The 25,368-nt window shown below is 49.2% G+C and carries 22 protein-coding genes, 1 riboswitch and 1 other annotated feature; of the genes, 14 read left to right on the plus strand and 8 right to left on the minus strand.

The window, feature by feature from the left end; translation table 11 throughout:
• Positions 1–18 precede the first annotated feature (18 nt).
• A complete protein-coding gene (locus tag QBE55_09750) occupies positions 19–1,809 on the minus strand; it encodes an adenine deaminase C-terminal domain-containing protein (protein ID WZL77825.1) in 1,791 nt (596 codons plus the stop codon).
• 259 nt (positions 1,810–2,068) lie between these two features.
• Positions 2,069–2,172, minus strand: a riboswitch (purine riboswitch).
• Positions 2,173–2,383: 211 nt separating this feature from the next.
• Here QBE55_09750 and QBE55_09755 point away from each other — a divergent pair.
• Positions 2,384–2,923 carry a rubrerythrin family protein gene (locus QBE55_09755; protein ID WZL77826.1) on the plus strand — a complete coding sequence of 180 codons (540 nt, stop codon included), beginning with the start codon at positions 2,384–2,386 and terminating at the stop codon, positions 2,921–2,923.
• A gap of 194 nt (positions 2,924–3,117) precedes the next feature.
• Here QBE55_09755 and QBE55_09760 read toward each other — a convergent pair whose 3' ends face one another.
• The 6 genes from QBE55_09760 to deoC all read right to left on the minus strand — a co-directional run bounded on the left by QBE55_09760 (position 3,118) and on the right by deoC (position 10,621).
• Positions 3,118–4,083, minus strand: coding sequence for an ABC transporter permease (locus QBE55_09760; GenBank protein ID WZL77827.1), 966 nt, complete (start codon positions 4,081–4,083; stop codon positions 3,118–3,120).
• Between the two features lie 2 nt (positions 4,084–4,085).
• Positions 4,086–5,243 carry an ABC transporter permease gene (locus QBE55_09765; protein ID WZL77828.1) on the minus strand — a complete coding sequence of 386 codons (1,158 nt, stop codon included), beginning with the start codon at positions 5,241–5,243 and terminating at the stop codon, positions 4,086–4,088.
• A complete protein-coding gene (locus QBE55_09770; protein ID WZL77829.1) occupies positions 5,233–6,780 on the minus strand; it encodes an ABC transporter ATP-binding protein in 1,548 nt (515 codons plus the stop codon). The genes QBE55_09765 and QBE55_09770 overlap by 11 nt, the downstream gene beginning before the upstream one ends.
• 27 nt (positions 6,781–6,807) lie before the next feature.
• Positions 6,808–7,959 (minus strand): BMP family ABC transporter substrate-binding protein, encoded by a 1,152-nt coding sequence (locus tag QBE55_09775; GenBank protein ID WZL79914.1) that lies wholly within the window; start codon positions 7,957–7,959, stop codon positions 6,808–6,810.
• 454 nt (positions 7,960–8,413) lie between these two features.
• Positions 8,414–9,832 (minus strand): ISLre2 family transposase, encoded by a 1,419-nt coding sequence (locus tag QBE55_09780; protein WZL77830.1) that lies wholly within the window; start codon positions 9,830–9,832, stop codon positions 8,414–8,416.
• 99 nt (positions 9,833–9,931) lie between these two features.
• Positions 9,932–10,621: a deoxyribose-phosphate aldolase gene (deoC, locus tag QBE55_09785; protein ID WZL77831.1), complete on the minus strand. Its 690-nt coding sequence runs from the start codon at positions 10,619–10,621 to the stop codon at positions 9,932–9,934.
• Positions 10,622–10,903: 282 nt separating this feature from the next.
• Between deoC and QBE55_09790 the strand changes: the two genes are divergently transcribed.
• From QBE55_09790 to QBE55_09825, 8 genes are all read left to right on the plus strand, one after another.
• Positions 10,904–11,674 (plus strand): SprT-like domain-containing protein, encoded by a 771-nt coding sequence (locus QBE55_09790; GenBank protein ID WZL77832.1) that lies wholly within the window; start codon positions 10,904–10,906, stop codon positions 11,672–11,674.
• 140 nt (positions 11,675–11,814) lie between these two features.
• Positions 11,815–12,064: a binding site (T-box leader), on the plus strand.
• A gap of 123 nt (positions 12,065–12,187) precedes the next feature.
• The gene (locus QBE55_09795) at positions 12,188–13,279 is read left to right on the plus strand and encodes an ABC transporter substrate-binding protein (GenBank protein ID WZL77833.1); all 1,092 of its coding nucleotides are present in this window, start codon (positions 12,188–12,190) and stop codon (positions 13,277–13,279) included.
• A 64-nt stretch (positions 13,280–13,343) separates the two neighbouring features.
• Positions 13,344–14,186 carry an ABC transporter permease gene (locus tag QBE55_09800; GenBank protein WZL79915.1) on the plus strand — a complete coding sequence of 281 codons (843 nt, stop codon included), beginning with the start codon at positions 13,344–13,346 and terminating at the stop codon, positions 14,184–14,186.
• A complete protein-coding gene (locus QBE55_09805) occupies positions 14,187–14,981 on the plus strand; it encodes an ABC transporter ATP-binding protein (protein ID WZL77834.1) in 795 nt (264 codons plus the stop codon).
• Between the two features lie 143 nt (positions 14,982–15,124).
• Positions 15,125–16,042: a pyridoxamine kinase gene (locus QBE55_09810; GenBank protein WZL77835.1), complete on the plus strand. Its 918-nt coding sequence runs from the start codon at positions 15,125–15,127 to the stop codon at positions 16,040–16,042.
• A 4-nt stretch (positions 16,043–16,046) separates the two neighbouring features.
• Positions 16,047–17,063 (plus strand): ATP-binding cassette domain-containing protein, encoded by a 1,017-nt coding sequence (locus QBE55_09815; GenBank protein WZL77836.1) that lies wholly within the window; start codon positions 16,047–16,049, stop codon positions 17,061–17,063.
• On the plus strand, positions 17,056–17,718 hold the full coding sequence (locus QBE55_09820; GenBank protein ID WZL77837.1) for an ABC transporter permease: 663 nt from the start codon (positions 17,056–17,058) through the stop codon (positions 17,716–17,718). Before QBE55_09815 ends, QBE55_09820 begins: the two co-directional genes overlap by 8 nt.
• Positions 17,719–17,756: 38 nt before the next feature.
• Positions 17,757–18,563 (plus strand): MetQ/NlpA family ABC transporter substrate-binding protein, encoded by an 807-nt coding sequence (locus QBE55_09825; GenBank protein ID WZL77838.1) that lies wholly within the window; start codon positions 17,757–17,759, stop codon positions 18,561–18,563.
• Positions 18,564–18,709: 146 nt separating this feature from the next.
• Here the strand turns inward: QBE55_09825 and QBE55_09830 are convergent, their stop codons facing one another.
• Entirely contained in the window at positions 18,710–20,101 is a 1,392-nt protein-coding gene (locus QBE55_09830; GenBank protein WZL77839.1) for a citrate/2-methylcitrate synthase, read from the minus strand.
• 381 nt (positions 20,102–20,482) lie between these two features.
• On the opposite strand from QBE55_09830, the gene galE reads away from it, so the two are divergent.
• The 5 genes from galE (at position 20,483) to QBE55_09855 (ending at position 25,101) form a co-directional block, all read left to right on the plus strand.
• On the plus strand, positions 20,483–21,499 hold the full coding sequence (gene galE, locus QBE55_09835) for a UDP-glucose 4-epimerase GalE (protein ID WZL77840.1): 1,017 nt from the start codon (positions 20,483–20,485) through the stop codon (positions 21,497–21,499).
• A 66-nt stretch (positions 21,500–21,565) separates the two neighbouring features.
• Positions 21,566–22,555, plus strand: coding sequence for a sugar phosphate nucleotidyltransferase (locus QBE55_09840; protein ID WZL77841.1), 990 nt, complete (start codon positions 21,566–21,568; stop codon positions 22,553–22,555).
• A complete protein-coding gene (locus QBE55_09845; GenBank protein WZL77842.1) occupies positions 22,539–23,663 on the plus strand; it encodes an aminoglycoside phosphotransferase family protein in 1,125 nt (374 codons plus the stop codon). Before QBE55_09840 ends, QBE55_09845 begins: the two co-directional genes overlap by 17 nt.
• Before the next feature lie 277 nt (positions 23,664–23,940).
• Positions 23,941–24,891, plus strand: coding sequence for an acetylxylan esterase (locus QBE55_09850; GenBank protein ID WZL77843.1), 951 nt, complete (start codon positions 23,941–23,943; stop codon positions 24,889–24,891).
• A gap of 30 nt (positions 24,892–24,921) precedes the next feature.
• Entirely contained in the window at positions 24,922–25,101 is a 180-nt protein-coding gene (locus QBE55_09855; protein WZL77844.1) for a hypothetical protein, read from the plus strand.
• Positions 25,102–25,368 lie beyond the last annotated feature (267 nt).

The raw sequence follows: 25,368 nt of genomic DNA on the forward strand, positions 1-25,368 counted from the left end.
CTCTTGCTTGGAATTTTCCTACTTTTCATTATCCGTTTCATCGAATATGGGCAAGAATGTCTGGGATGGTCCGTCCACCAGCCCCTTGTCGGAAAGGAGGGTCCCCGGCAGGACAACCAAAGCCAGTGAGGTAATCCTGGGAAATACATTCTTCCCGCCGCTGACTTTGCAAATGGCCTGGATTGCCTGACCCACCTCAACAGCCAGCTGTTCCACCGGCAGGGGAGACATCAGTCCGGCGACCGGAAGAGCCGCTGTGGCCAGGGCCGAGCCATCGGAAACGACCGTAATCCCGCCGCCTGTTCGGCACAGTTCCCTCGCTGCTGCACAGGCATCCTCCGGATTTTTGTAAACCACGCAGAAATTATGCGAATCGTGGGAGATGGTTGAGGCGATGGCTCCATGCACCAGGCCAAAGTCCCGTACGACTGCAATGGTCCGGTCTCCGCTTCCGTGACGGTTGCAAACAGCGGCAAACGCCAGATCCGGGTCCTTGCTGATGTCCACTTTCCCATCCTGAATGGGCAGCGTTTCCCAGACGGCTTTGTTGAAGGCTCCGCCCTTGTATTTGCTTACGATCACATTGGTCCGGACGCTTCCCGTTTTTCCATCCGGCGCGTGCAGCACAAAGTCTTCCGGAGAGGTAATGCGGTCCATATGCATGGTGTTGGGGAAAGAATGGGGTTTCTTTTCTTCCCATTCCCGGGGAATGTATTTTCCGTGCTCTGCCGTCAGCTGCCCCTGGGTGAATACAGCAAGGGGCTTTTCACCGTCCAGATCTTTTACCAACTGCATATCGGCAATATAACCGGGGCAAATCGCTCCCAGATCGGAAAAGCCATACTCACGCGCCGCATTCAGCGTGGCAAACCGGATGGCATCGATGGGATCGGTGCCCAGCCTGATGGCTTTCCGGACCACACGGTTCATATGACCGGTCTCCAGAATATCCCTGGCATGGACATCATCGGTACAGAAGGAGACGAAATCGGTATAGCGCATCCCTTTGATTCCTTGAAGGGATTCCTCGAGAAAGTCGGACAGGGAGCTGGACTTCATATTGACATGCATTCCGGCACGCAGCTTCTGTCTGCACTCCTCAGGGAAACGGCATTCGTGATCGCTGATGGGGCCGGCGGTGGTGTAGGCCTGCATGTCTTTTCCCATCACGCCGGGAGCATGTCCCTGCAGGAATACATCACGCTTCAGACCTTCTGCCAAAATATCGTGCATCCGCTTTTCATCTTTTATTACATTGACATAGTCCATGACTTCTGCAATGCCGATCACACCGGGGGTATCCAGCAGATCTGCAATCTCTTCCGCATGGAAAGCAGCTCCGCCTCCCTCCAGTGCCGGAACGGAGGGGACACAGGACGGGGCCAGAACATATTGGCGCAAAGGCGTATTTTTGGCGTTTTCCAGCATGAACTTCACGCCCTCAATTCCCATGACATTGCCAATCTCGTGAGGATCGGTTACGACGGTGGTTGTCCCCCATGGAAGGACTGCCCTGGCAAATTGCTCCGGGATCATCATTGTACTTTCCACATGCATATGCGTATCAATGAAACCGGGGATCAGGTATGCACCGTTTCCCTTATAAGTGGTTTTGCTTTTCCGGTCATTGGTTTCTCCTTTTTCCCGGACCCGGACAATCATCCCGTCCAAAACATCCACGGAAGCAGGATAGATCTCACCGGTTACGACATTCAACAGCCGTACATTTTCGATGGTCAGGTCGCATGGGATTTTTCCCATGGTGGCTGCGACCAGACGGCTTCTGCTTTTTTGCTTTGCAATTCTCAAACGGTATCTCCTCCAATTTATGAAAATAAAAAAAACAAATAAAAAAAGACAAGGTATCGTGTTCCTTGTCTTTTCATTCCCGGCATTATGCTACCACGGATTCCACAAAACGATTCTGCCTGTATCAAAGCAATCTGTCCGATGCCTTGGCAAGCAAAACATATCGATATGCCATACAGAAAATAGAGTCCCAAAACGTGAAGGATATATCTGTATCCATCGATACAAAATTGCAGGATTCTCCATGAGTATCTTCATGCAATACGAAAAAGAACACCATAGCGTAGGCAATTTACGGTTGCCACGTAGAAACTTCCACACCGTATTAGTGGACTTATATGGGTATCAACTCTTCGACAATATTCACTTTTTATAAATCAAATTATAACATCCCCGGGGGATAAAATCAACCAGTTTAATCATGGAATTAATTGTAAGTTAGTAAGCAAAAAACTTTAAAGGATAAGCGCAAAAGAGAGAATAGGTCCATAAAGGACTATGTTTTTTTGTCTTTGTTTAAACCGGACCATTGTGGTTATCTATTAGATATCAACAATGAAGGAGGAAACAGAATATGAATTTAAAAGGGAGCAAAACAGAGAAGAATCTTCAGGCAGCGTTTGCCGGGGAATCCCAGGCAAGGAACAAATATACCTTCTTTGCATCTCAGGCGAAAAAGGACGGATATCAGCAGATCGGGGCAATTTTTGAGGAAACAGCCGGCAATGAAAAGGAGCACGCAAAGATCTGGTATAAAATCCTGAATGGCGGCGGGATGGGATCCACGGAGGAAAATCTGAAGATCGCAGCTGAAGGGGAACATGGTGAATGGACAAGCATGTACAAAGGCTTTGCCGAGGAAGCAAAGGCGGAGGGCTTTGATAAAATTGCGGAGTTGTTTGAGAAAGTCGGAGAGATTGAGAAGGAACATGATGAGCGCTATCAGAAGCTCCTGAAAGCCCTTCAGAACAATACGGTTTTTGAGAAGGACGGGGAAGTATATTGGAAATGCCGGAACTGCGGGTATATCTACAAGGGGAAATTCCCGCCGGAAGTATGCCCTGTATGCAGTCATCCGAAGTCTTTCTTTGAGCTGAAAGCAGAGAATTACTGATATTCGGAATATTCGCATCCGGCTTTTCGTTTTATTTTGGCGAAAAGCGTAGGGATGCTGACAAATGAAGTCCTGTTTAATAAAAAGTTGTCTCAGCGAAGTTTGCAGGCTGAGACAACTTTTTATTTTGGCATTTCAGGAGATTTCCTGTCTGTGAGCTGTTTTGTCTTTCATTTTGTCAGAGGGAGCATCTGCTATCTCTGGCTTTTATCATAGGGAATGCCTTCCGCCCTGGGAGCTCTGGATTTTCCGGAGGTAAAAGCCAGGACGACCATGGTTGCAAGGTAAGGCAGCATTTTATAATAGGTCTGATTGATGTTCAGGGCCTTCAGGAACGGAATCAGGGAAACAGAATAGGCCAGGGTACGGAGAAAGGCAAAGAACAGGGATGCCAGGAAAATCCGGATGGGCTTCCATTGCCCGAAAATCATAACCGCCAGTGCCAGGAAACCGAAGCCGGCCACGCCGGTATGCCCGTTGGTGTTTCCGTCCATTACTCCCACAGCGTAAAAAAAGCCGCCAATTCCTCCAAGTATACCGGAAATACCGACGCCTGCATGCCGCATGAGCATCACATTGATGCCGACGGAGTCCGCCGCATGGGGATGTTCGCCGCAGGCACGGAGACGCAAGGCAAATCGGGTTTTATAGAAAAGGATGGTGGATAGCACCAGGAACACGATGCCAATGGGGACGGTAAGATAGGTATTTTGGAAAAACAATTTTCCGACGGCCGGTATCTCCCCCAGATGCGGTACCTTCCGAATATAAAAATTTATGTCGGTGGTTACGCCGTCGCTGTTGAAATACATTTTTGAGAACAGCAGGACGACAGCGGGGATCAGCATGTTCAGAGCCGTTCCGGTAATGGTCTGATCTGCCCGCAGGTTCACGGCAGCCAGGGACAGCAGCATGGAATACAGGAATCCGAAGACAGCCGCCACCATCATTCCGAGCAGGAGGATCAGCTGCGCATTCATCCCGGTTTCCTGAACGGAGTAGACAAAGAGGCAGCCGGTAAAGGCGCCCACCAGCATAATTCCTTCCAGAGCAATGTTGATGACTCCGCTGTGCTCGCTGAACATGCCGCCAAGTGCCACCAGGAGCAGCGGAATCGCTACCGGAAGGGTGCCTTGAACCAGATAATACAGGGTATCCAAAATTATATCTCCTCCTTCCGGACCGACTCACCGGATGAATTTGTACCCGGGATCCTGCCGGCACGGCTGTTTTCCGCTTTCTTGCCCCGCCGTTTTTGAAACATTCTGCCGATGGCTGTGTTCATCAGCATGGCAAAGGCGGAAAAATAGATAATGACGGCGATTACAATATCAATGATCTCCGGCTTATAGCCATACAGGCTTGCCATGGTACCGCCGCGCTGGATATGGGAAATAAACAAGGCGGAAAAAATGATCCCGATGGGACTGGAATTTCCAAGCAGGGCGACGGCGATTCCGTTGAAACCGTTGGAGGCAATCACGTTGATTGGCTCATAAGTCATGCTGCTTCCCGAAATGGTGGATGGTGCCAGAATGGAAAAGGCTCCTCCCATTCCTGCCAGGGCTCCGGCAATGGCCATTGTCGTGATGATGTTGCGCTTTCCATTCATGCCGGCGTAAACGCTGGCATATTGATTGAAGCCCGTTGCCTTCAGTTCATAGCCAAAAATGGTTTTGTTCAGTACAATATATAAAAGTATGGCCAATGCAACGGCGATGAGAACCGAGATGTTGGCATTGGAATTTGGGATGCCCAGGGAAGGAATCTGCGCGGAGCCAGGCAGATAAGCCGTTCGTGTTTTCGAAGAAACATACATAACGGAATTCCCCCGGATCAGCATGTCCACCAGGTACATGCCGATATAGTTGAACATGATGGAGGTAATGACCTCATTTACATTGAGCAAGGCCTTGAAAAGCCCTGGAATCAGCCCCCAGAGCAGCCCGCCGGCCATACCTGCCAGAATACAGACCAGCCAATGGATCTCTTTCGGCATGTCCCACATAAATCCCGCATAGAGGGCAAAGAACATTCCCATGGTATACTGACCGGAAGCGCCGATGTTGAACAGACCCATTTTGAAAGCAAAGCCCACTGCCAGACCGGTCATTAAAATAGGCGTCGCAAAGTACAGCACATCACCGATTCGTTGAAAGCCGCTGGTCAATACGGTGAAAAAACCCGGAAGGGCATTTGTCGGGCTTGCGAAAGCCATAACGAGGAGGCCGAACAGAAGGCCCATGAGAATGGCCAGCAGTGCAGCCGTAAAGGAGGAGAAACTTTTGCTTTTTCCTGGCTTGCTCCAATCAAATCGCATAATCCATCTCCTTTGCCGTGTTGCGTTTGGCGCCTGACATATACAGGCCCAGTTCTGAAACGGTAACGGACTTCGGATTCAGATCGCCGACGATTTCTCCTTCGTACATGACAAGAATGCGGTCGCTTAAATCCATCACCTCATCCAGGTCATAGGAAACCAGCAGAATTGCTTTTCCGGCATCCCGCTCTGCCACCAGTTGCCTGTGGATATATTCAACAGCGCCGATGTCCATGCCCCGGGTGGGCTGAACTGCCACCAGCAGCTCATGATCCTTGTCCATTTCCCGGGCAACGATTGTCTTCTGCTGATTGCCTCCCGACATGCTGCGCATCATGGCAACCGGCCCCTGTCCGCTTCGGATATCGTACTGTGCGATCAATTTTTCGGCATAGGAACGGATCGGCTTCTTTTTTATCAGGCCCCCATGCTGGAATTCTGTCTCCCAGTAACGCTGCAGGATCAGATTTTCCTCCAGGGTGTAATCCAGCACCAGACCATATTTCTGCCGGTCCTCCGGGATATGACTCATTCCCGACCGGGATCGGGTGCGGATATTGGCTTTTGTAATATCCCTTCCGCAGAGCCGGATGGTGCCGCTGCTGAGCTTTCCCAAACCGGTCAGGGCAGAAATGAATTCTGTCTGTCCGTTTCCGTCGATCCCTGCAAGGCATACAATTTCACCGGCCCGAACCTCGAAGGATACGTTCTTTACCGCATTGTTCCTGTGAACTTCGGAAGGTGCGGTAACATGGTTCACAGAGAGTACCGTGCTGCCGGGCCGGGCTGCTTCCTTTTCCACCGTGGAGCTGACATTTCGTCCAACCATCATTTGAGACAGCTCTTCCCTGGATGTTTTTGGAATCTCCACGGTGCCGACGCATTTTCCCATGCGCAGTACTGTACAGCGATCCGCTACCGCCATGATTTCATTCAGTTTATGGGTGATGAACAAAATGGATTTGCCGGACCGGGCAAATTTCCGCATAATCTCCATGAGATCATTGATTTCCTGGGGAGTCAGAACGGCAGTTGGTTCGTCAAAGATCAGAATATCATTGTTTCGGTACAGCATCTTCAATATTTCCACTCTTTGCTGCATGCCCACTGTTGTTTTTTCAATCTGTGCATCCGGATTCACTTCCAATCCATATTCCCCGCTCAGTTTCAAAACCCTTTCCCTGGCTTCTTTTTTTTGCAGGAAGCCCATTTTGCAGGGCTCCACTCCCAGAATGATGTTCTCCAGGACCGTGAAGACCTCCACCAGCCTGAAGTGCTGATGTACCATGCCAATGCCCAGGGCGTTGGCATCATTGGGGCTGTTGATCCGGACGGCTTTTCCGTTTTTCCGGATTTCTCCCCCTTCTGCCTGGTACAGCCCGAACAGCACACTCATCAGGGTGGATTTACCGGCACCGTTCTCTCCCAGCAATGCATGAATTTCACCTTTCTTCAGACGGAGGGTAATATCATCGTTTGCAACGATGCCGGGAAATCTCTTCGTGATATGGAGCATTTCGATAATATAGTCTTCCATAGCGACCCCTTTTTCCTTGTCGTATTCCTATCTTACTTCCACGGTGACTTTTTTCAGATTCAGGCCGCTGGTCAGTTCTTCCGCAGTGGCATATCCGTCGGCATCGGCAACATCGATGGTCCGGACAGGTTTCACATCGCCGTTCTTCAAGGTTGCAAACACTTTTTCATAGTCTTCCTCTGTAAACTTGTTGAACCGATCAAAAGCATCGGCTTTTTTGTCCCCGATTACCGTCGTGGGAAGTCCCACTCCGTCATTGGTTGCATCGAAGGTTGTGGTTTTGCCGCCGAAATCATCCCAACTGTCCGTCTTGTAAATGGACTCCAGCACCTGCTTCACGGAAGAGCCCAGACCTTTCATGGCTGACGTGATGACCATATCGCTGTCATACCTCTGATCCACATCCACACCAATCATTTTTTTATTCGCTTCGGAGGCAGCCGCAATTACGCTCTTGCCGACGGAACCGCCACAGCCGAAGATGACCTCCGTTCCTTCCTGATACATGGTCTTTGCGGTAGCTTTATTGGTATCGGTCTCCGCAAAATCGCCGGTATAGTGATAGGTAACGGAAACGGCACCGTCCTTCATTCCCAGATCCTCTGTTGCGGCTTCCGCCCCCTGCAGATATCCGTATCCGAAAGCCTGTACAGGCGGCACTGGCATTCCGCCGACGAATCCAAGACTGGTATAACCATCCTGGACGGCAGCGTATCCTACCAGATAACCGGATTGTTCCTCTGCATACACAACGCTGGCCACATTGGATTTGGTTTCGTAATTCTGGTCCGGATCGTGGGGAGAACCATCCAAAAGGATGAATTTCACTTTGGGGTATTTCGTCTGTGCTTCGTAAATCGGCACTTCAAACAGGTAGCCGGGCGTTACGACCACCTTGGCGCCGCCGGTGACTGCCAGGTCGATGGCTGCCAGATAGCCGGCATCAGATGCTTCCTCGGGTTTGAAATATTTTGCCTTGACATTGTTTTTTTCGGAAAAAGCGGTTACGCCTTCCCAGGAACCCTGATTGAAAGATTTGTCGTCAATGTTTCCTTTGTCCGTAATCAGTGCAATTTCATACTTTCCGGATTTTCCGGAACCGCCGGTTTGGCTGGAACAGCCTGTGGAGAGAGTAAATACAAGCAGAGACATCAGTACAAGAGCCAGTGTTCTTTTCACAGTTCTTTTCATTGATATTTCCCCCTAAATGATTTTAAAATTGTGGTAGAGTATCTGTTGTCAAATGATATTCTATCATTATCAGACAGTTTTAACAATTTCCCTGCGCAGAGTGGATAGCGTCAATTTACTGTAGGGAAAGAAAGAATAGAGACATCCTGAAATATTCTTACTAGCAACAGTGGTCTTGATTGATTTCATTAATTTTAACAGCAATCAATCTTGTCAGCTGCATTTATTCCACGATCTGCTTGACAACGAGCCTCTGCCGGTGTGGCTTACGGCAGATGTCGGCAGCAGCCATCTCTAACAGCGGGATAGGCTTTGGAGCGGTTGCTGCCGTACCTCAATGCTACCACACCGACTTCTCGTTATCAAGCAGCTTTCGCGGCATAAACGCTTGATCTATGTCGTCCCGGCTATTAAAAACGCCATAACGAGCTTTATGAAGGGCCTAATAGCGTATTCCGGCCATACTCCTCATCTCATTAAACAGCCCTGTCTTTTTCCCCATGGTAATTACAGTTGGGCTGCTACTCCATGAACCAGCATATCTGCTTTCTGATGATTTCCTTACTTCCTTGATTAATTCATCCTGCAATTCATGTTTCCTGTTCTCCTTCTCCTTAAGCTTCTGTGCCATAACCAGGTCATAGATCCTGCCGCCATTTTTCTTATATACGATAAGTTTGGACATCCTGGCAACACCTTTTTCAGACCATCCCTTAGGCCTGCTGCTTAGCCTGCTTGAAAACACATGGCTTATATGACCTTCGGCACTGCATCCTATCAGTTCATAGTCCTTATCAGCCTTTATTTCTATTCCATGCCAGTTATTCAATATGTACCGTCTGGCATCCTTAACTGCCTTCCTCTTCGTTTTGGAAACCGTTCGTTTGAGGATCTTCTTGAAAACATCCTTGACCATGTCCTTGTCCGGCCAATCCAATGCATCCTTCAACTCCTGATAGATGTCTCCATCGTTTAAGTGTGCAGTCGCAGTTATCATATATTTCTTAAGATGAAAATTGTCCAGCACAAACTTGCTTTTGGGAATCCAGTCAAGCCCGGCCTTAATCCATGATGCCCCATCCCCGGAAAGGTATATGGTTTCAATGAAATCCATGTTGTACTGCTTGTCTATATATTCTATGACCTCCAGCCACAGATCCTCACTCTCATCATACATGCCGCCAAAATATTTAACGTTTTTAAGCCTGGTCCTTGTTTGGCTGCTTTTTTCGGGATCTACGCCTTCATGAACATAAACCAGCCTGGGCATAGCTATCTTGCTTTTATCGTCTTCTCCCTGCAGGGAAACATGATCTTCATCTGCTTCAACATACAGTATCCTGACATCCCTCTTCTTGTCCACCTTATGCTCATGTTCGCTGATCTCAAGGTTATGTATTTTATCCATAACAGCCTGCTTGCTTATTTCATCCATATATCCGGCTCTTTCTCCACCTTTCCTGTAGCTGCTGTCTATGGCCTCTTCCACCACATTGATCACCACATCTGCACTCACTCTGTCATGTGGCTTAAGACCAACAAGCTCATCAACGAGATATTTCCTTTTGCCACCACTCTTTGGCTTAAAATACGTTCTATTATACTTGATCGTTCCAAAGGTCGTTAAGATCCCTGTCTCATCTTTCCTGACAATCTCCCAATTGTTTTTCCTGACCCCGGACTTTCGAAGCTGTTCATCCATCCCCTCAAGAGTCTCCACCAGTATATTCCGACCAAGTTCAAACAGATCCTCCTGCAGCCCCAGAGTCAGTTCTGCCAGATCCTTACCTTCCCTTAAAAATTCTCTTACCTTATTTTCTGTTTTTCTTGCAAACTCGTTAAAATCTTGTATACTGTACATGGAAGGTGACACCCTTTCTTAATATTTTTGTGATGATCAATATTTTAGCAGGATGTCGCCTTCTTTTCAATCCTTATGGTAATTTATTACTCTTAATCCCTACGGTAACTTTACGCTAACCGCAGAGTGTTCTGCGAAATCCCTTGCCTTGATGATTTTAACGATTCGGCTGGTACCCAGCCTGGAGGCTCCCAGTCTCAAAAAGTCCTCTGCGTCCTTCAGGGAAGAGATGCCTCCGGCTGCCTTGATTTTTACGTGAGGGTTTACATGCCTTGCAAACAGGGCGACATCTTCCTTTGTCGCTCCGCCGATAGAGAAGCCGGTGGAGGTTTTGATATAATCCGCGCCGGATTTGGATACGATTTCACACATTTTTATTTTTTCCTGGTCGTCCAGCAGACAGGCTTCGATGATGACTTTGAGGATTTTCCCTTCACAGGCCATTTTCACTGCCTTGATTTCCTTCAGCAGGGAATCGTATTTTTTGTCTTTCAGGCATCCGACATGAATCACCATGTCAATCTCCTCCGCTCCGTTGTGCACGGCGTCGGAAGCTTCAAAACATTTTACAGCGGTGGTCGCATAACCGTTTGGAAATCCGATGACGGTACAGATGGGGATTTTGCCATCCACATATTCAGAAGCGGCCTTTACATAAGCCGGAGGAATACAGACCGAAGCGACGCCATATTGCATCCCTTCGTCGCAGAGCATACGGACTTCTTCCCAGGTGGCAGAGACCGAAAGCAAAGTGTGATCCACTGCCGACAGAATTGTTTGTTCGTTCATTGCATTCATCCCTTCTGATTTTGATTTTTATGGATTGTGATATCTGGTTTGCGGTCTTCCATGAAGGATGAAAATAAAAAGTTCCCCAATCATCATATCATATTTTCAGACAGACTGCTTACTTTTTTAAAAAGAAAAAAGTTTGGGATGGATCGAATGAAAAAGCCCCTTCACTCATTCTCAAAAGCGTTGTCCGGTGATATAATGGTCAGCAACGAATATTGACGGAAGACTTCGGGGACAGGCACTCACAGTGATCCCAAAGAATGGAGGATTTATGCAATGGAAACACAGCCGGATTTGCAGAATATGCAGGATATAATGAAGAAATCGTATTCGCCCAAAGAAATCAAAATCAGAAGGAAAAAGGTATCCTCCTTTCTTTTGACCGAATCGGAGCAAATAAAGGATTCATCCATATGCGCCATTTCCAATACGGATCTGCGTCTTTTATTTGATTTATACGATCGAATTTTTCTGAAGAATTGGTTTGCGGGGAACTACAGGGGAGAAATTGCATTTTCCTTTTCCCGCCGGATGACCAAAAGCGCCGGCAAGACATTTTACCGGAGAAGTTCCGATCCGGTCCGGCCGGAGAACCTGAAGATCGAAATCCGCTTAGGCACTGATTTTTTCTTTCAGTATAATGCGATTGAAGGCAGCAAGACGGTCTGCGGAATCCGCACAGATTCTGCTCTGGAAGCACTGCAGCTTGTTTTTGAGCATGAATTATGCCATGCCATGGAGTTTATCCTGTTCGGGGAATCCAGCTGCAGCAGACAAAGATTCCAGGTATTGGCCAATCATCTGTTTGGCCATACGGAAAGTTATCACAGACTGCCAACCCAAAGGCAGATTGCCGACCGGAAGTTCGGGCTGCAGATAGGGGATGCCGTATCTTTTGCTGACGGGAAAAAGGAGCTGTCGGGGGTCATTTACAACATCAATAAAAGAGCGACTGTTCTGGTGCAGGATCCGGAGGGAGGCTTGATCGACCGGCATGGGAACCGTTATACGAAATATTATGTTCCGCTGCCACTTTTGAAGCGCTGATTTCCAGTCTGCCGGTTTCTGCTGACAGGAACATTGCTTACGGCCTGTGTTACAGCTTATAGCTTGTATGAATATACAAATTTGAGAATTTTCATTGACAAGAAGAGCTGCATCGCATATAATAGCAAAATAAATACAAAGAAAAGGCAATGACCAGGAAGCAGTAACGGCAGCCTTTGTCCTTGCAGAGAGCCTTCGATCGGTGGGAGAAGGCAGGATACAAGTGCCGCGAATTCATCCTGAGAGCCGTACACTCAAAGGCACTGGCCCGGTAGGCTGTACCGGTTTCCGCCCGTTAGCGCGGAGGGGCAATGAAATTGTTGCTCACTGAGATTGTTGAAAATAGCAATGAAGACAAGGTGGTACCGCGAAGGAAAAGTCGCCCCTGTTATACAGGAGCGGTTTTTTTATATCCGGATTTGGGAATATGCCGGAGTCTTTGCCATACAAGAAATACAGTCTGCAAGTGTTTTGGAAGTGGGACCGTTTCAATTCAATAAAGGAGGAAGAAGCATGAAAAAGGCAGGGAGAATCGTATCCTTTCTGTTATCAGCAATGATGATTCTGATGGTTGTGGGCTGTCGTGCCCAGGACGGCGCAAATACCGGAAACGCAACAGGGCAGAAATCATCTGTGAATGCGGAAAATACGACAGGATCAAAGCCGTCTGAAAGTCCGGGAAATACACCAGGCAAAAAATCATCTGAAAACGGAAAAAAGAGAAAGCTGAAAATCGGCATCATTCAATATACGGAGCACGTCTCTTTGGATACAGCCCGGGAAGGTTTTCTGGATGCTCTGGAAGACAACGGGTATCGGGATGGCAGCAATATTACCGTTGACTTCCAGAATGCGCAGGGAGATCCTTCCAATCTGTCCACGATCAGCGATCAGCTTGTCAGTACCAAGGCAGACCTGATTCTGGCGATTGCCACACCTGCTGCACAGTCCATTGCCGGCAAGACCACGGAGATTCCTGTTCTCGCCACTGCGGTTACAGATTTTGCAGACGCAAGGCTGGCAGACTCCAATAAAGTACCCGGTGGAAACGTCAGCGGAACATCGGATAGGAACCCGGTCCGAAAGCAGATCGATCTGTTGCTGAAACTGGCGCCGGATACCAAAACCATTGGTGTGATCTATGCGTCCAATGAGGATAACTCCATACTGCAGGCATCCCTGGCCAAAAAGGCGGTGAAAAAACTCGGCCTGAAATATGTGGAAACCACTGTTTCCAATACCAATGACGTACAGCAGGCAACCCAGTCCATTGCAGATCAATGTGATGCAATCTATATTCCGACGGACAATGTCCTGGCTTCTGCCATGCCGACGGTTCATGGTGTGACTGCCCGGACCAAAACCCCGGTGGTCTGCGGGGAATCCGGAATGGTAAAAAACGGTGGACTGGCAACTCTGGGAATCAATTATCATGATCTTGGATATCAGACCGGGGAAATGGCCGTCCGGATCCTGAAAGGGGAGGCGGAGCCGGCCAGTCTGCCGATTGAATCCGCCAAAGATCTGGATTTTTTCATCAATGGCAAAGTGGCGAAGGAAGTCGGTGTGAAGATTCCGGAAGATCTTCAGAAATACGTAAAGTAAAGAGGAGGGGATTGTATTGGAGATTGTATCGGGAGCCGTTTCTCTTGGATTGCTATGGGCGGTAATGACCATTGGGGTGTTTATCTCTTACCGGATCCTGGATATTGCGGATCTGACGGTGGAGGGAAGCATCGCCATGGGCGCCGCCATAGCGGCCCGTGTAATAGCAGCAGGGGGGAATCCCTATATTGCAACATTGCTTGCTTTGTTGGGTGGGATGGCAGCCGGCCTCTGTACCGGACTTTTGCAGACGCGTCTGAAGATACCTGCACTTTTGTCAGGCATTCTGGTCATGATTGCCTTATGGTCCGTCAACCTCCGTATCATGGGCAAGTCAAATATTTCCCTGCTGCGGATGGAGACGATATACACGGCATTTGAAAACATGGGCTTGAATGGGACGGCTTCCATTACCGTACTGGGGCTGCTGTGTGTTTTCCTGTTGATCAGCGTCCTGTATTGGTTTTTTGGAACAGAGGTCGGCTCCGCGATCCGTGCGACGGGCAGCAATCCCCACATGGCAAGAGCACAGGGAATTAATACGGATACCATGACCTGCCTGGGTCTGCTGATCAGCAACGGACTGGTGGCAGCCAGCGGAGCATTGATTGCGCAAAGCCAGAGTTATGCGGATGTACAGATGGGAACCGGTGCTATTGTGATCGGACTGGCTTCGGTGATTATCGGGGAGGTATTGTTTCGTGGGAAAAATTTTTATACCCGCCTGATTTCCCTGGTGCTGGGAGCGGTAACCTATCGGATGATCATTGCCCTGGTGTTGAAGCTGGGTATGCCGGCCAATGATCTGAAGCTGTTTACCGCTGTCACAGTAGCGGTTGCGCTGTCGCTTCCGGCTTTACTGCAGCGCTTTCGTCAGAACCAGAAATCACATGGGAGGGTGGAGTAAATGCTGTCTGTTGAAGGAATCTGCAAGACATTCAACCCTGGGACGATCAATGAGAAGGTCGCCTTGCGGAACGTCAGCGCCGAATTGCCGGAAGGGGACTTTGTCACCCTGATCGGCGGCAACGGGGCGGGAAAATCCACTTTTTTGAATGCCGTGGCCGGTGTGTATGGTGTGGATCAGGGGTCCATCCGGATAGACGGGAAGGATGTGACCCGGCTTCCCGAATACAAACGGGCAGCTGTCCTGGGACGGGTATTTCAGGATCCCATGATGGGGACAGCGGCGAATATGGAAATCGGGGAGAATCTGGCCCTTGCTTCCCGGCGCGGGGAGCATCGGGGACTGAAATGGGGCATCCGCCGCAGGGAACGGGAGACCTATCGGCAGCTGCTCCGGGAACTGGAGCTGGGACTGGAGGACCGGATGACGGTTAAGGTTGGCCTGTTGTCCGGCGGACAGCGGCAGGCACTGGCACTGCTGATGGCTACGCTGAAAAAGCCGAAAGTACTGCTGCTGGATGAGCATACTGCGGCACTGGATCCCAAAACGGCGGAAAAGGTGCTGGAAATCAGTGACCGTCTGATCTCTGCCCACCATCTGACGACGTTGATGGTCACCCACAATATGAGGGATGCCATCAAACATGGCAATCGTCTGATTATGATGCATGAAGGGCAGATCGTCCTGGATATTAAAGGGGCAGAAAAGAAGAATCTCACCGTTGAGGATCTCCTGGAACGTTTTGGGAGGGTCAGCGGGGAAGAATTTGCCAATGACCGCGCCCTGCTTTCCTAATTGTCCGGAAAAGCATGGAATTGCCGGTTCCGGGGTGTCAAAGGGACAGGGTGGGTATTGACAAATCAAAGCTCCGGACTTATGATATAATTTATATAATTGTAAACATACTTATTTACTACGAATTATTCAGGAGAGCGAACATGAAAAAACAAAAGAAAGTACAAAAAAGAGTTTTGGCGATACACGACATCTCCTGTGTTGGGAAATGCTCCCTCACGGTTGCCCTGCCCATTATTTCGGCGGCCGGCATTGAAGTCAGCGTGATTCCCACTGCAGTGCTGTCAACCCATACCGGCGGGTTCACCGGCTATACCTTCCGCGATCTGACGGATGATATCCTTCCCATTGTCAGTCACTGGGAGTCCCTGAACCTGCAGTTTGATGCCATTTATACCGGCTATCTGGGTTCCTTCCGACAGCTGGATATCATGTCTGAGGTATTTCAGCGGCTGGGAGCGGATGGAGCGATGAAGCTGGTGGATCCTGTCATGGGAGACAATGGAGTACGGTATCCGGCCTTTTCGGACACCTTTCCTGCAGGAATGCGAAAGCTTTGCGGAAAGGCAGATACGATTGTTCCGAATATTACGGAAGCCGCCATGTTGCTGGATGAGCCCTATCAGGAGGGACCCTATACCCAGGATTATGTGGAGCATCTGCTGAAAGGTCTGGGGGAAATTGGGCCGAAGCAGATTGTGCTGACCGGTGTGTATTTTGATGACCGGCAGCTGGGCGCAGCAGTCTATGACCGGGCCACCGGGGAAATCGATTATGAGTTTGCGGATCGGATCGAAGGGTATTATCACGGCACCGGGGATGTTTTCGGCAGTGCCCTGGTTGCTGCTTTGATGCGCAACTGCGAATTGAAAAAATCGGCTTCCGTTGCAGTGGACTTTACGGTCCGGAGCATCCTGCGTACAAAGAAAGCCGGGACCGATATCCGTTTCGGGGTGGACTTTGAATCCGGCCTTGCTGGGCTGGCACAGCAGCTTGGCAAGGCGGGAACCGATCCGGCGGGAGATCCGGGGGGAAACAAAGAGCAGGAATATGGGAAGTGACAGAATGAGCAGCGGAAATCCAATTATTCGGATAGAAGGATTGAGTAAAAAATTCAAAGGTGCCAATGGCGATATTTCTGCCCTGGAGGATATCAATCTGGAAATCCGGAAGGGAGAAATCTTCGGAATTATCGGTATGAGCGGCGCCGGGAAGAGTACCCTGGTGCGCTGCGTGAATTTTTTGGAAAAGCCAACGAAAGGCAAGGTCTATTTTAACGGACGCGATCTCTCCCGGCTGACCAAAAAGGAATTGTACCAGGTCCGGAGATCCATCGGAATGATATTCCAGCAGTTCAACCTGCTGATGCAGCGTACCGTAGCCGGCAATGTCTGCTTTCCCCTGGAGATTGCCGGAGTGGATCGAAAAACGGCAGGAAAACGTGCGGGGGAGCTGCTGAAGTTGGTGGGGATATCCGAGAAGGCGGATGCCTATCCGTCCCAGTTATCCGGAGGACAGCGGCAAAGGGTGGCGATTGCCAGGGCTCTTGCCACCAATCCCAGGGCGCTTCTCTGCGACGAGGCAACCAGTGCCCTGGATCCGGCGACAACACGTGGGGTACTGAAACTTCTGCGGGACATCAACCGACGTCTGGGCATTACGATTGTCGTGATCACCCATGAAATGAAGGTCATTGAAGAAATATGCAGCCGGGTTGCCATCCTGGACAGCAGTCATATTGCAGAGGTAGGCAGTGTGGAGGAGATCTTTACCAGGCCGAAGACATCAGCAGCCAGGCGTCTGGTGTTTCCCGGGGATCCCTCCATGGGAAAACTTTCCGGTACCCGTTGCTGCCGGATAGTATTCAACGGGAATTCTTCCTTTGAGCCGGTGATCGCGGAAATGGTGCTGGATTTCCGGCAGGTGGTGAATATTCTGTTTGCCGATATGAAAAACATAGATGGAAAGGCGTTCGGACACATTGTCATTCAGCTTCCGGACAATGACCTGGTTGCGGATCGGATGATGGAATATGTTCGGTCCAGGGGTCTTGCGGCGGAGGAGGTGGAAGGGTATGTTTGATATGGAAGTGTTCCGCATGATCGGTTCCGGGCTGCTGGAGACCCTTTATATGGTGCTGGTTTCCACAGCAATGGCTTACGTGCTTGGTCTGCCTCTGGGCATTGCACTGGTGGTGACGGACAGGGACGGAATCCGGCCGATGCCGCATGTGAACCGGATCATCGGCCTAATTGTAAATATACTGCGTTCTGTTCCGTTTCTGATTTTGCTGATTGCTGTGATACCGATTACCAAGAAGATCGTAGGAACGACCATCGGCCCCAATGCCACTGTAGTTCCGCTGGTCATTGCTTCCGCACCGTTTGTTGCCAGGGTTGTGGAATCCTCTCTGAAGGAAGTGGACAAGGGGGTCATTGAGGCAGCGGAGTCCATGGGGGCTTCCCCCTGGAAGATTATTTATAGGGTGATCCTTCCGGAAGCCCGGCCTTCGCTGATCGTGGGGGGCACCATTGCGGTGACCACCATTCTGAGTTACTCCGCCATGGCCGGTATCGTTGCCGGCGGCGGACTGGGGGATATCGCCATACGATATGGATATTACCGTTATCAGACCAATATCATGCTGGTCACTGTGGCGCTGCTTGTCATCATCGTACAGGTTCTTCAGGAAATCGGGATGAAGCTGGCGAATATCGGTGACAGAAGAAATGGATAAGCATTCCTGCAAGAAATATGAAACCGGAGGTTTTCTACATGAAACGAACTGTTATCTTTACTCTGACAGTGATTCTGACCTTGTCCCTGTTTGCCGGATGTTCCAAACCTGCGGACGACAAGAAAATTGTGGTGGGCGCGTCACCGACTCCTCATGCAGAGATACTGGAGGTGGCAAAGGAGATATTGGCAAAAAAAGGCTATCATCTGGAAATTAAGGAATTCACGGATTATGTACAGCCGAATCTGACGCTGGATTCCGGAGATCTGGATGCCAACTATTTTCAGCATAAGCCCTATCTGGATGATTTCAACAAAGAGAACAAGACCAACCTGGTTTCCATGGCTGCCATTCATTATGAGCCATTTGGAATTTATGCCGGAAAGACGGATTCCCTGGCTGATCTGCCGGACCATGCCCGGATCGCGGTTCCCAATGATGCAACCAATGAAGCCAGGGCCTTGATTTTGCTGGAGTCCCAGGGGCTGATCAAACTGGATCCCGATGCCGGATTGAAGGCAACGGCCAGGGATATCACGGAGAATCCGAAGAAAATTGAAGTGAAGGAAATCGAGGCGGCGCAGCTGGCCCGTTCCCTGTCGGATGTGGATATGGCGGTCATCAACGGCAATTATGCCCTTCAGGCAGATCTGAATCCTGCAAAGGACGCTCTGGTACTGGAAAAGGAAAATTCACCCATGGAGACGTTTGCCAATGTTCTGGCAGCGCGGAAGGGAGATCAGGACAGTGAGAAGCTGAAGGCGCTGGTGGAAGCTCTGAAGAGCGAAAAAGTAAAGAAATTCATGGAGGATAAATATCAGGGCGCTGTTGTGCCGGTGAATTGATAAACGAGCCAAAGGAAAAAGCCGTATCTCACGATGGAGAACGGCTTCTTTCATTTTATGACAGGTTTCTTCATGGTTCTGCAGTTCTTTAAGCTTCTGGCCTGAGGTCTGCAGTCCTTCAGAAACGGGAGATTCCTCCGTCTCTTTTATCTGGCTGCCTTCTGAAGCTGTTTGCGCTGATCAATGGATGCATATTCCCTGTGCGGCGCAACGCTCCTATAGGAGGGACGGATGATTTTTCCTGCATTGATCAGTTCCTCCATGCGATGGGCACTCCATCCTGCAATACGGGAAATGGCGAAGATCGGAGTGTACAGCTCCAGCGGCAGACCCAGCATGTGATAAACCAGGCCGCTGTAAAAATCCACATTGGCGCTGACGCCCTTATAAATTTTTCTTTTTTTCGCAATCAGTTCGGCAGCCAGGCGCTCTACCAGGGAATACAGCTGAAACTCCTCGGTTCGTTCCTTTTCCACACTCAGACGCTTGAGGAAGCTCTTCAGCATGTCTGCTCTCGGATCGGACAGCGAATAGACAGCATGGCCCATTCCATAGATCAGGCCGGTTTTGTCAAAGGCTTTTTTATCCAGAAGAGCGCTCAAATAATCGGCGACCTGGCCATCGTCTGTCCAGTCGGAGACATTCTTCTTCAAATCCTGGAACATCCGGACCACTTTGATATTGGCGCCTCCATGCTTCGGCCCCTTCAGGGATCCAAGGGAGGCTGCCGTGGAGGAGTAGGTGTCGGTACCGGAAGAGGAAACCACATGGGTGGTGAAAGTGGAGTTGTTTCCACCTCCATGCTCCGCATGAAGAACCAGGGCAATATCCAGTATCCGCGCTTCTGTTTCGGTGTACCTGCTGTCCGGGCGCAGCAGATACAGGATGTTCTCCGCCGTGGACAGCTCTGGCTGAGGGGTGTGAATGAACAGGCTCTGTCCGTCATGATAATGGCGGTATGCCTGATAGCCGTATACCGACAAACAGGGGAAAAGGGCGATCAGCTGAAGCGACTGTCTCAATACATTGGGGATGGAAATATCGTCGGCATTGTCATCATAGGAATACAGGGTCAGTACGCTTCTTGCCAGCGTGTTCATCATGTCATTGCTGGGAGCCTTCATGATAATGTCCCGGACAAAGCTGGTCGGCAGGGTACGGTAATGTGCCAGAAGCTTTTTGAAGTCCTTCAGCTGCTCCACGGAAGGCAGTTCGCTGAACAGCAGCAGGTAAGCGGCCTCCTCATAACAAAAGTATCCCTTTTGGATGGACCCTTTTACAATTTCTTCAATATCGTATCCTCTATAATATAATTTCCCCCGGCAGGGTACGCTTTTGCCGTTTTCATCCCTGGTCCGGGAAACGATTTCGCTGATTTCCGTAAGGCCGGTCAGAACTCCGTTTCCCTGTAAATCACGCAAGCCCCGTTTCACATCGTATTTCGCGTACAGTGATGGATCCACGTGGCTGTTTTTCAGACATAGTTCTGATAGATTCTGAATCTCCGGTGTGATTTCAGAAAAATGTGTTTTCGCCATATCCATCTCTCCTTTCCTTCTTTTCATTCAAACAGGCAATATGATCAGCGGGCTCTCAGGCCCAACTAAAAAACAGTCCGGAACAAAGGCCCATATGCCTTGGAAAGCTATTGCAGAATCGTTGTCAAAAAGGGAGCCAATGACAGAAACATGACAGAATAAGCCTCGTCCCAAATGCTGGATAATCTTCATTTTACCATTTTACAGATTCCATGTCAATTCATTATTCTGGAAATCCTGGATTGTCATATATCTGCCCTGCCCGGGATCCCAGGCACATCCGGATGGGGTCAGCGGAAAGAAAATAGCACTTGTATTACACCGGCTGCCGATATAAAATAAAGGAGGCTTACAACAAAAACAGGAAGGAGAGGCATTGATATGGCAGTATTGGTAACGGGGGGTGCCGGCTATATCGGCAGTCATACCTGTGTACAGCTTCTGGGAGCAGGCTATCAGGTGGTTGTCGCAGATAACCTGTACAACAGTAAAAAAGAAGCGATTTACAGGGTGGAACAGATTACCGGGAAAAAAATAACGTTTTATGAATCGGATCTCTGCGATCCGGATGCAGTACATAGGATTTTCGAACAGGAAGACATAGATTCCGTGATTCATTTTGCAGGTTACAAAGCGGTGGGAGAGTCTGTAGCAAAGCCTCTGGCCTACTACCGAAACAATCTTCTGTCCACCATGGTCGTACTGGAGGCCATGAAGGAGTTCCATGTCCGGAATTTTGTATTCAGCTCCTCCGCAACGGTATACGGAAAGCCACGTACCGTACCGATACGGGAGGATTTTCCCACTTCTGCAACCAATCCCTATGGGCAGACGAAACTGATGATCGAGAGAATCCTGACGGATGTTCAACATGCCAATCCGGAAATGAATATTGCCATTCTCCGGTACTTCAATCCGATAGGTGCTCATGAAAGTGGACGGATCGGGGAGGATCCCAACGATATCCCCAACAATCTTGCTCCGTACATTACTCAGGTGGCCATTGGAAAGCTGGATAAGCTGAAGGTGTTCGGCGACGATTATGAAACAGCAGATGGAACCGGCATCCGGGATTATATTCATGTTATGGATCTGGCAGACGGACACATCGCCGCATTGAAAAAGTTGAAGAAGGACTGCGGCCTTGTGGTTTACAACCTGGGAACCGGAACAGGCTATTCCGTGCTGGATATGCTGCATGCGTTTGAAAAGGTGGTTGGACAGCCGATTCCCTATGAGATTATGGGGCGCAGGCCCGGGGATATTGCGCAGTGTTATGCGGACCCCTCCAAAGCGGAAAAGGAATTGGGCTGGAAGGCTTCCCGTTCTCTGGAAAAGATGTGTCAGGACAGTTGGAACTGGCAGCGGGAAAATCCTGATGGATACGGTGAGGAGTAGGGGAAACCGGATTTTGCAGTGAAATAACAGACAATCGATTATCATTTTTGGGGGGGCTCGAGGTAGATGAATCATCCGAACAGGACCGGAGGGGCTGCAGCGGGTAGTCCGGTTACTCTGGTTGTAATGGCCGCCGGTATGGGAAGCCGATATCATGGATTGAAACAAATTGATCCTGTCGGGAAAAGCGGCGAGATCATCATGGATTTTTCCCTGTATGATGCCTGGAAAGCCGGTTTTCGAAAAGTGGTCTTTATTATAAGCAAGGATGTGGAAGCGGATTTTCGGGAGACAATCGGTGATAAAGTCTCCCGGTTTATGGAAGTTCATTACGCTTTTCAGAGCATGGAGGATCTGCCGGAAGGATACGATGTGCCAGGGGGCAGGACAAAGCCATGGGGGACTGCTCATGCCGTGTTTTCCTGCCGGCACGTGGTCGATGGCCCCTTTGCGGTGATCAATGCAGATGATTATTATGGGAGAAAGGCCTTTCGGCTGATCCATGATTATCTGGTTTCCATGAAGGAAGGGGAAACGAAAGGCGAAACATACCGCTATGCCATGGTTGGCTATACCCTGGAGAACACCATGACGGAAAACGGATCTGTTGCAAGAGGGGTCTGTACCATTGATGAAAATGCCAATCTTCAGGACATTCAGGAACGGACCCGGATCGAAAAAAGGAACGGACTGTCCCGGTATACTGAGGATGGGGAACGTTGGATCACCATTCCGGAGGGAAGCATCGTTTCCATGAATCTATGGGGGTTTGGACCCAGCTTCCTGAAGGAATTGGAACGAAACTTTCCTGCCTTTCTGAATAAAATACTGAGGGAGGATCCGCTGAAAGGGGAATTTTTCCTCCCAAGCGCAGTGGATGTTCTGTTGAAAACCGGAAAAGCATCCGTAAAGGTATTGCATACGCCGGATCGGTGGTACGGAGTAACCTATCGGGAGGATAAGCCTGCATTGGTGAAGGCTTTAACCCATATGCAGGAGACGGGCGTTTATCCGGAAGAATTATGGGAGGATATTGGGGATGAAGGAATTAACTAAGGAAAGAGTTCAGTCAGCCGCAGAGCATTTTCAGTTTGAAGGGCGATTTTCGGAAGCCATGTCCTATGGCAGCGGGCATATCAACGATACCTTCGCAGCCCGGTTTGAGCGGCCGGACGGCAAAAGCCGGCCCTATGTCCTGCAGAGGATCAATACAGAAGTCTTTCAAAAACCGCTGGAGCTGATGGAGAACATTGTGCATGTGACGGATCATATCCGGAATACCGTGACCCAAATGGGAGGGGATCCCTTTCGGGAGACGCTGACAATCATTCCTGCCATCGATGGCCGTCCGGTTTATTGCGACAGGGAGGGGGAGTACTGGAGAGCCTATCTTTTTATTGAGGGGACGGTTTCCTATGATACAGCAGAAAGTGAACAGGATCTTTACCAATCCGCTAGAGCCTTCGGCAAATTCCAGCAAATGCTGGCTGATTTTCCGGCGGAAACCCTGTATGAAACGATCCCGGACTTTCATAATACACCGGATCGGGTTTCCAAATTCAAGGATGCACTGGACAGGGATCTGCTTGGCCGGGCAAAGTCGGTGCAAAAGGAAATTGATTTTGTATTCCGTCACGAGGAAGAAACCCATCGGCTGGTGGATCTGCAGAAAACAGGCAGGCTTCCCCTGCGGGTCACTCATAACGATACCAAGCTGAACAACGTTCTCATCGACCGGAAAACCGGGGAAGGCGTCTGTATTGTGGATCTGGATACGGTGATGCCGGGACTTTCCCTTTATGATTACGGGGATTCCATCCGTTTTGGAGCAACTTATGCAGCGGAGGACGAACCGGATTTGTCCAGAGTGAATTTTGATCCCGGCTTATTTGAGGCTTATACAAAAGGATATCTGGAAATCGCGGGAGGAGTGCTCACGGACTGTGAGATTGAAAACCTGCCCATGGGAGCCAAGCTGATGACGCTGGAATGCGGGATCCGCTTTCTGACGGATTACCTTTCAGGGGATACCTATTTCAAGACCGACCGGGAGGGGCAGAATCTGGACCGCTGCCACACGCAGTTCAAGCTGGTTTCTGATATGGAAAAGGAATGGAAGACCATGGCTGACATTGTACAGAGGTGTACAAACTGGCTGGTTTGAACGAAAACGGAAAAGTGAAAACCGAAAGGCAGAAAAAACAGCTGCTGCATGGACAGAATGCAGCAGCCCTTTTTTATTCACTTAAAAATATTCTTTTCAAAAAATATGGAAAAATAAAAGGAAATTGATGACTTTTTATCGAATAGTCCAATTATCATAAAAAAATCACAAAAAATGAAAAGGCATTTCCGCCTTTTGAAGTATCGTTTGATACGACAAAAAAGAGGGAATTTCCTTTTCTGACCAATCACAGTCTATGACAGAGAGGCGATGGAATATGTACGATATCAGGGAGAAAACGAAGGATTTGTTTGCGTATCGGCCGCCGCTGACCAGGGAAGCGGATTTTGATGTCTTTTGGAGGGATACCATTGCCGCTTCGGAATCGGTGCCGTTGAATCCGAAGATGGAGAAGTACGGGTATCCCAGTCCTTATGTGTCCGTTTATTCAGTGGAATACAACGGGTTTGATGAGACCGGAATACACGGGTGGTATCTGGTACCCGAATTTGTACCGAAAGAGAATCTGCCCTGCCTGATTCATTATCATGGCTTTTCCGGAAACCGGGGAATGCCTGCGGATTTCATGCAGTGGATCATGATGGGAGTGGCAGTGCTGTCTGTGGATTGCCGGGATCAGAGCGGCGTTACAGGCAACTGTGCAGACTATTCCGGCGGATACACAAAAAATGTGGTATGCAAAGGCATCCTGGATAAAAACGAGTACTATTTCCGCGCGGTCTATATGGACTGCAAAAAAGCAATCGACTTTGCCTGTTCCCGGCCGGAGATCAATCCGAAGAGGATTGCCATGGAAGGGGGCAGCCAGGGCGGGGCATTGACCATGGCTGTCTGCGCATTGGATTCCCGTCCTGCCCTTGCTCTGGCAGATGTGCCCAGCAACAGCAATCTGGAGAAAAGAGTGGAAGGGGCACACGGTTCCTTTTCCAGTGTAACGGACTATCTGAAGCTCTATCCGCAGCATACAGAGAAAGCTTTTGAGACACTCAGCTATTTTGATACCATGAATCTGGCTTCCCGGATCCAGTGCAGGGTACTCGCATCGGTGGGACTACAGGATTCCACTTGTCCCGCAAAGCTCTATTTTGCGACATACAACCGGATTACAAGTCCGAAGGAAATCCGGATCTATCCCTTTAATGCCCATGACGGCGGCAGGGGAGTCCAGAACGAAGTGAAACTGAATTACCTGGCAAAATATCTTTGATATACTTTTTCTGTTTATCACAGTAAAGCCATGATGAATTTAGATGAGGAAACGCAGCACAGGCTCTTTGAGTATCTGGTTGGCCTGAAAGGAAGCAAAACCATCGTTATCCTTACCCATGACAATGTTTTTGATGCTGTGGCAGACGATATTATCACGATTTCAAACTACTCAATTGCGACGGGTCAAGGATCCGAAACCGTGGTATAGTCAGGATGTTACTTTTTCTATTCACGGTCAAAATTTATTTTTCAAAATTGATGAAAACCTATTGCTTAAAAAAATGAATCATGCTATAATCAGTGAAATTAGTTTACCACACGGTTTGGTCATATAGTATACCTGTAAAGTGCAGCTTCGGCTTTTTATACTTTCACTTTACAGAAAAGTCATATTATATGGATAGGTATAATATATATAATCAAATTACGGTTCTTCCCCGGATAGTCCATAGGGCGAGGACGGGCACAGGGGAAG

Source organism: Eubacteriales bacterium mix99 (assembly GCA_038396605.1).
Classification (GTDB): Bacteria; Bacillota; Clostridia; order Caldicoprobacterales; family DTU083; genus UBA4874.

Coding starts and splice junctions, on each gene's coding strand:
- QBE55_09755 (WZL77826.1), top strand. CDS start 2,384: ATGAATTTAAAAGGGAGCAAAACAGAGAAGAATCTTCAGGCAGCGTTT.
- QBE55_09765 (WZL77828.1), bottom strand. CDS start 5,243: ATGCGATTTGATTGGAGCAAGCCAGGAAAAAGCAAAAGTTTCTCCTCC.
- QBE55_09770 (WZL77829.1), bottom strand. CDS start 6,780: ATGGAAGACTATATTATCGAAATGCTCCATATCACGAAGAGATTTCCC.
- QBE55_09780 (WZL77830.1), bottom strand. CDS start 9,832: ATGTACAGTATACAAGATTTTAACGAGTTTGCAAGAAAAACAGAAAAT.
- deoC (WZL77831.1), bottom strand. CDS start 10,621: ATGAACGAACAAACAATTCTGTCGGCAGTGGATCACACTTTGCTTTCG.
- QBE55_09790 (WZL77832.1), top strand. CDS start 10,904: ATGGAAACACAGCCGGATTTGCAGAATATGCAGGATATAATGAAGAAA.
- QBE55_09795 (WZL77833.1), top strand. CDS start 12,188: ATGAAAAAGGCAGGGAGAATCGTATCCTTTCTGTTATCAGCAATGATG.
- QBE55_09800 (WZL79915.1), top strand. CDS start 13,344: ATGACCATTGGGGTGTTTATCTCTTACCGGATCCTGGATATTGCGGAT.
- QBE55_09805 (WZL77834.1), top strand. CDS start 14,187: ATGCTGTCTGTTGAAGGAATCTGCAAGACATTCAACCCTGGGACGATC.
- QBE55_09810 (WZL77835.1), top strand. CDS start 15,125: ATGAAAAAACAAAAGAAAGTACAAAAAAGAGTTTTGGCGATACACGAC.
- QBE55_09815 (WZL77836.1), top strand. CDS start 16,047: ATGAGCAGCGGAAATCCAATTATTCGGATAGAAGGATTGAGTAAAAAA.
- QBE55_09820 (WZL77837.1), top strand. CDS start 17,056: ATGTTTGATATGGAAGTGTTCCGCATGATCGGTTCCGGGCTGCTGGAG.
- QBE55_09825 (WZL77838.1), top strand. CDS start 17,757: ATGAAACGAACTGTTATCTTTACTCTGACAGTGATTCTGACCTTGTCC.
- QBE55_09830 (WZL77839.1), bottom strand. CDS start 20,101: ATGGCGAAAACACATTTTTCTGAAATCACACCGGAGATTCAGAATCTA.
- galE (WZL77840.1), top strand. CDS start 20,483: ATGGCAGTATTGGTAACGGGGGGTGCCGGCTATATCGGCAGTCATACC.
- QBE55_09840 (WZL77841.1), top strand. CDS start 21,566: ATGAATCATCCGAACAGGACCGGAGGGGCTGCAGCGGGTAGTCCGGTT.
- QBE55_09845 (WZL77842.1), top strand. CDS start 22,539: ATGAAGGAATTAACTAAGGAAAGAGTTCAGTCAGCCGCAGAGCATTTT.
- QBE55_09850 (WZL77843.1), top strand. CDS start 23,941: ATGTACGATATCAGGGAGAAAACGAAGGATTTGTTTGCGTATCGGCCG.
- QBE55_09855 (WZL77844.1), top strand. CDS start 24,922: ATGATGAATTTAGATGAGGAAACGCAGCACAGGCTCTTTGAGTATCTG.